The 5,087-nt window shown below is 74.1% G+C and carries 6 protein-coding genes; 4 read left to right on the top strand and 2 right to left on the bottom strand.

The features are described 5' to 3' along the window. Window positions 1–420 (top strand): DNA glycosylase AlkZ-like family protein (locus H5J29_RS20255; RefSeq protein ID WP_181782625.1); only part of this gene is annotated, 420 nt, incomplete at its 5' end. Window positions 421–979: 559 nt separating this feature from the next. Here H5J29_RS20255 and H5J29_RS20250 read toward each other — a convergent pair. Together H5J29_RS20250 and H5J29_RS20245 are read right to left on the bottom strand one after the other, a co-directional pair. Beyond that, complete coding sequence (locus H5J29_RS20250) at window positions 980–1,885, bottom strand: DUF4097 family beta strand repeat-containing protein (RefSeq protein ID WP_181782624.1); 906 nt, start codon at window positions 1,883–1,885, stop codon at window positions 980–982. Between the two features lie 5 nt (window positions 1,886–1,890). Then, window positions 1,891–2,403: a toxin-antitoxin system HicB family antitoxin gene (locus tag H5J29_RS20245; protein ID WP_181782623.1), complete on the bottom strand. Its 513-nt coding sequence runs from the start codon at window positions 2,401–2,403 to the stop codon at window positions 1,891–1,893. Between the two features lie 77 nt (window positions 2,404–2,480). Between H5J29_RS20245 and thyX the strand changes: the two genes are divergently transcribed. From thyX to H5J29_RS20230, 3 genes are all read left to right on the top strand, one after another. Continuing rightward, window positions 2,481–3,233 (top strand): FAD-dependent thymidylate synthase, encoded by a 753-nt coding sequence (gene thyX, locus H5J29_RS20240; protein WP_181782622.1) that lies wholly within the window; start codon window positions 2,481–2,483, stop codon window positions 3,231–3,233. Between the two features lie 74 nt (window positions 3,234–3,307). Next, window positions 3,308–4,240 (top strand): endonuclease/exonuclease/phosphatase family protein, encoded by a 933-nt coding sequence (locus H5J29_RS36295; RefSeq protein ID WP_181782621.1) that lies wholly within the window; start codon window positions 3,308–3,310, stop codon window positions 4,238–4,240. A 37-nt stretch (window positions 4,241–4,277) separates the two neighbouring features. Then, window positions 4,278–4,904, top strand: a complete 627-nt coding sequence (locus tag H5J29_RS20230) for a TIGR03085 family metal-binding protein (protein ID WP_181782620.1) — start codon at window positions 4,278–4,280, stop codon at window positions 4,902–4,904. Window positions 4,905–5,087 lie beyond the last annotated feature (183 nt).

Genomic DNA, 5,087 nt, shown 5'->3' with positions numbered 1-5,087 from the left:
GTGCGGGGATGGCGGGCGCCCGCGTACCGCTCGCCTTCGGCCACGGTCCCGCGGCGCATCGAGGGCCGCGCTCTGCTGTGCCCCTTCGATCCGCTGATCTGGGAGCGCGAGCGCACCGAGCGGATCTTCGGGTTCCGGTACCGCATCGAGATCTACGTGCCGGAGCCCAAGCGGGAGTACGGCTACTACGTCTTCCCGTTCCTGCTCGACGGCGAGCTGGTCGCCCGGGTCGACCTGAAGGCGGACCGCGCCGCGGGGGTCCTCCGGGTGCAGGGCGCGTTCGCCGAACCCGGTGTCGCGGAGGCCCGCGTGGCCGCGGAGCTGTCCGCCGAGCTGGACCTCATGGCGGAGTGGCTGGAGCTCGACGGCGTCGTGGTCGGCGAGCGCGGGAACCTCGCGGGGGCCCTGAGCCGCATCTGAGCGCGACCGCTCGCAGTGGGTTCCCGCAGTGGGCTCCCGGAGTGTGGTCCGGCAGTGTGCCGCTCTTGGGCGCGCAGCTCGCCGGTCAGCGTTCGCCCGCGCCCGTGAGGGGAGCCGGCCGGGGGAGAGGCTCGGCGCGGTCTGTCTCCCCGGCAGGACGGGTCCTCGCCGGGCGGGTTGCCGCCGCGGGACGGGCTCAGCTGAGCAGGCCGCCTGATGGCCGCCCCGCCCGGGTCGCGTCAGGTCGGGCCCCGGCGGAGTGGCGCAGTGTGGGCAGGGCGCGGCGGTTGTGTCGCGCCGATGCCGGCCTCGTAGGTATGGCCTCCGAGAGAGGCTGAGGTTTCGAACCGTGAGGCGCTGAATCGTTGGGCCGTCTGACGGTTCGAAATCTCAGCCTTCCGCGAAGGGCATCGGGACCCGCGACCGGAGCGCCGCCTCGGATGCGGCCGGGCTGCGCCGGGAACGGAGTCGAAGCCGTCACCACAGCCGCAGCCGTCACCACAGCCGGAGCCGGGACCGCGGTCGGAGCCGGGACCGCGGTCGGAGGCGGTGGGACCTCTCAGACGCCTGCGGTCGCGGCGCGGGTGACCAGGATGTCGCCGCTGCCCGTGCGGCCCACGATGTGCAGGGGTGGGGTGTCGGCGGGGGCGACCCCGCCCACGTCGAGGTCGCTGCGGGCCGAGCCGGAACCCGAGGTGAGGTCCAGCTCCGCGGCCACCCCGGCGTGCACGCCGACCCGGAGCTTGCCCGAGCCGGTGGTCAGGTCGAGCCTGCCCGCGTGCGCGTCGGCCACCACGACGTCCCCGGAGCCCGTCTTGCAGGTCAGGTCGCCGTGCACCTCGCCGAGCTCGACGTCCCCGCTGCCCGCCTTGACCTGCGTACTCCCGCCGAGGGAGGCCACGCTGATCCCGCCGGACCCGGTGCGGATCTTCGCGTCCGCGCCCACGATGCCCAGCTCCACGCGACCGGAGCCGCTGGTGACCTCGCAGGACCCGGTGATCTCGTCGACGTGGGCGACACCCGAGCCGGTGCGGACCGCAGCCCAGCCCGCCCGGCCCACGACCGTGACGTCACCGGCGCCGGTGCGGACCGCGAGCCGGGAGCCAGCGGGCGCCCAGACCGTGACGGCCAGCGGCACCACGCGCAGCGGCAGCTCCTGGGTGGACCGGACCACCAGCCGTCGGGCGGTGGCGTCCCAGCTCACCTCGGCGGCCCGCACGGCGGCGGCCCCGGGGTCACCGGAGGAGTCGCCGGTCGCCGAGCCCAACCAGTTGAGGATCCCGGTGAGGCCCTGCTCCCACGGACTGTCGCCGTGCGGGTCGTGGCGGACCTCCGCACGGACCTCGGTGGCGGAGTCGTTGAGCTCGACCCGCACCCGTCCGACGTCGACCCCGATCTCGATCTCCGCGGCCTCCGCGCACGGCCACGCGTCCTGCCTGCCCAGGTCCTGCGGTTCGTCCGTCATCGCACTCACCCCTGCACCCATCCCTTGAGACGGCCGTCGCCGCCGCCCTTGTCGTCCGGGCCCTTCTCGTCGCCCCAGGACCGGCGGTCCCAGCGGCGCTGCTTGCCCGCGAGCGCCCCCTGCACCGCCTGGGAGACCCAGGAGTTCAGCGACACCCCCTGGGCCTGCGCGGCCTGCTCGGCCTGCGCCTTGATCTGCTCGACCATCCGCAGGGTGATCCGGCTGATGTCACCGGCGTCCCCGGGCGGGCCGAACCGCGGCGGCGCCTCGGCGGCGGGGGCGCCCGACACGGCGACGCGCACGTCCCGCCCGTCGAGCCGGACCTCCACCGTCCGGTCGTGCAGCTCCGCGGTGACCTCGGCGGCCAGGTCGGAGAGGGCGTTCATGATCGCGAGCCGGGCCGCGGGCTCGATGGCCGCGCCGAGCAGCGCGGCCGTGCGCTGTGTCTGCTCGTCCCCCGCGGCGGCGGCGGACGCGAGGTCCTCCCGCAGCTGCGCGACGTACTGACCGATGTCCATGACGCCACTATGGCGTCACTACTGACATCGTGCAACCATCATCCTGACGCCAACCGACGTCCGGTTACAGTCGCCGCATGCCGCAGACCGTGCCGCCGAAGGTCCAGCTGGTCGCGAAGACCGAGTTCCTGCCGCCCGCCGACGTGCCGTGGGAGACCGACGCGGACGGCGGCCAGGCGCTCGCCGAGTTCGCGGGCCGGGCGTGCTACCAGTCCTGGTCCAAGCCGAACCCGCGGACCGCCACGAACGAGGGCTACCTGCGGCACATCCTCGAGGTCGGGCACCTGTCCGTGCTCGAGCACGGCACGGTCAGCTTCTACCTGTCCGGCATCTCGCGCTCGCTCACCCACGAGCTGATCCGGCACCGGCACTTCTCGTACTCGCAGCTCTCGCAGCGCTACGTCCCGGAGCGGGACGCGGCGATGGTCGAGCCCGAGGTCATCGCGGACGATCCCGAGCTGCACCAGATGTTCCTCGACGCCGCCGAGGCCTCGGTCAAGGCGTACGAGAACCTGCTCGAGGGGCTGGAGAAGCGGTTCGCGGACGTCCCCAACGCCACCCTGCGGCGCAAGCAGGCCCGGCAGGCGGCGCGGGCGATCCTGCCCAACGCGACCGAGACCCGGATCGTCGTCACCGGCAACTACCGCGCCTGGCGGCACTTCATCGGGATGCGGGCGACCGAGCACGCGGACGTCGAGATCCGCGCCCTGGCGATCGAGACCCTGCGCCAGCTGCAGGCCGCGGTGCCGAACGTGTTCCGGGACTTCGACATCCAGCAGCTCGACGACGGCACCGAGATCGCCAGCAGCCCGTTCGTCACCGAGGGCTAACGGGTCGGGGGGTCCTCGCGAACCCCCTCGGTCCGTCCTCGGAGCGGAGGACCCACCCCCTGCGAGAGGTCCCCGTGCTCCAACGCCCACGCTCCCGGACGGCCCTGCTCTGGCCGGTCCTGGCCGTCGTGCTGCCCTGGGCCTGGTTCCCGCTGCGGGACCACCTCGGCCCGGTCGGGGACGTGCTCGCGATCGTGCTGCCCGTCTGGGTGGTGGGGGCGGTGCTCGTCCTGGCGCTGCTGGTCCTCTCGCGGCGTCGGCTGCGGCTGCTCCCCGGGATCGTGTCGCTGCTGCTCGTGGGCACGGTCGCGGTGCTCGCGCCCTGGCGACCCGCCCCCACCGGGCCCGTCGACCCCGCGGGGGCCGTCCGGATCGCGAGCGCCAACATCACGGACACCGCGGGCGACCCCGTGCACCTGCTGCGCGACCCCGCCGACGTCACGGTGATCAGCGAGAACGCCTTCCCCGTCCACCGCCGCTTCGTCGATGCGTACCGCTACGCCGTCTACGGCGGGGAGCGGGGGACGGGCGGCGTCGGCGTCTACTCGCGGTACCCGATGCAGGTGCTGGAGGGCGACGGGCCGGACCTGCCCGGTGTCAGGGTGCGGGTCGAGGCGCCCGTGCCCTTCACCCTCTACGCCCTGCACGTGCCCCGGCCCTGGATCACCGACCGCGGCTACGAGGTCACCCCCGTCGAGCATCACCGGATCATGGTCGCGCTCGCCGAGCAGGTGGCCGCCGAGCCCGGCCCGGTCGTGCTGACCGGGGACCTCAACACGACCGACCGGGGCCGCGACTACCGCGTGATGACGGCGGTCCTGACCGACGCCGTGCGGGACACCTGGCAGGCGCCCACCTCGATCACGACCTGGCGGCTGCTGCTCCTGCGGATCGACCACGTGTTCGTCGGCCCGGGCTGGTGCGGCGACGATCCCGCCCAGGTCCTGCTCCCGGGCTCCGACCACGACGCCGTCGCCGCCACCGTCGGACCCTGCGCGCCCGGCTGACGAGCGTCGCCGGTGCCGGACCCGTAGGTTTCGACCCGTGAGCCTTGCCACCACCGAGCGCGCCGCCCTGTCCGACACCCTCGCCGAGCTCGGCCCCGACCGACCCACCCTGTGCGAGGGCTGGGACACCCGGGACCTGCTCGCCCACCTGCTCGTCCGGGAGCGTCAGCCGTGGGCGGCGGGCGGGATCGTCGTGCCCGTGCTCGCCCCGCTGACCGAGCGCGGTATGGCCGGCTACTCGGACACGCCGTGGGAGGACATGGTCGCCGAGCTGCGCGGCGGAGCCCCGCCCTGGTCCCCGTACCGCATCGGCAGGCTCGACGAGGTCGCGAACGGCGCCGAGTTCTTCGTCCACCACGAGGACGCCCGCCGCGGCGCCCCCGGCTGGGAGCCCCGCCCCGCCGATCCCGAGCGCGACGCCCAGCTGTGGACCCTGGTCACGAAGATGGGCAGGCTGCTGCTGCGCCGCAGCCCCGTGGGGGTCGTGGTGCGCAGGCCGGAGGGTGCGAGCCAGGTCATCCGCACCGGCCCCGGCCTGGTCACCCTGGTCGGCGACCCCGGCGAGCTCGTCCTGCACCTCTTCGGCCGCGACGAGGCGAGGGTCGAGATCGAGGGCCTCCCGACGGACGTCGCCGAGTACGAGGGCGTGTCGCGCGGGCTGTAGCCGCTTTACGCACGTTTGCGTATGGATGCGGACGTGTTCGGCTCCTTACCGTCGGTGTGGGACGGGAGGTGGGGCCGTGCAGAGCCGAACGCGGTCGTTCGTGGCGCTCGGTGCCCTGGTCTGCGTCTCGGCCGCGGGTGGGGTCTCGTTGGCGCTCTTCGGGCCGGGAGCAGCCGCGTCGTC

The organism is Pseudonocardia pini (assembly GCF_013870575.1).
GTDB lineage: Bacteria > Actinomycetota > Actinomycetes > Mycobacteriales > Pseudonocardiaceae > Pseudonocardia > Pseudonocardia pini.
This window is presented reverse-complemented; position numbering and strand designations above follow the sequence as displayed.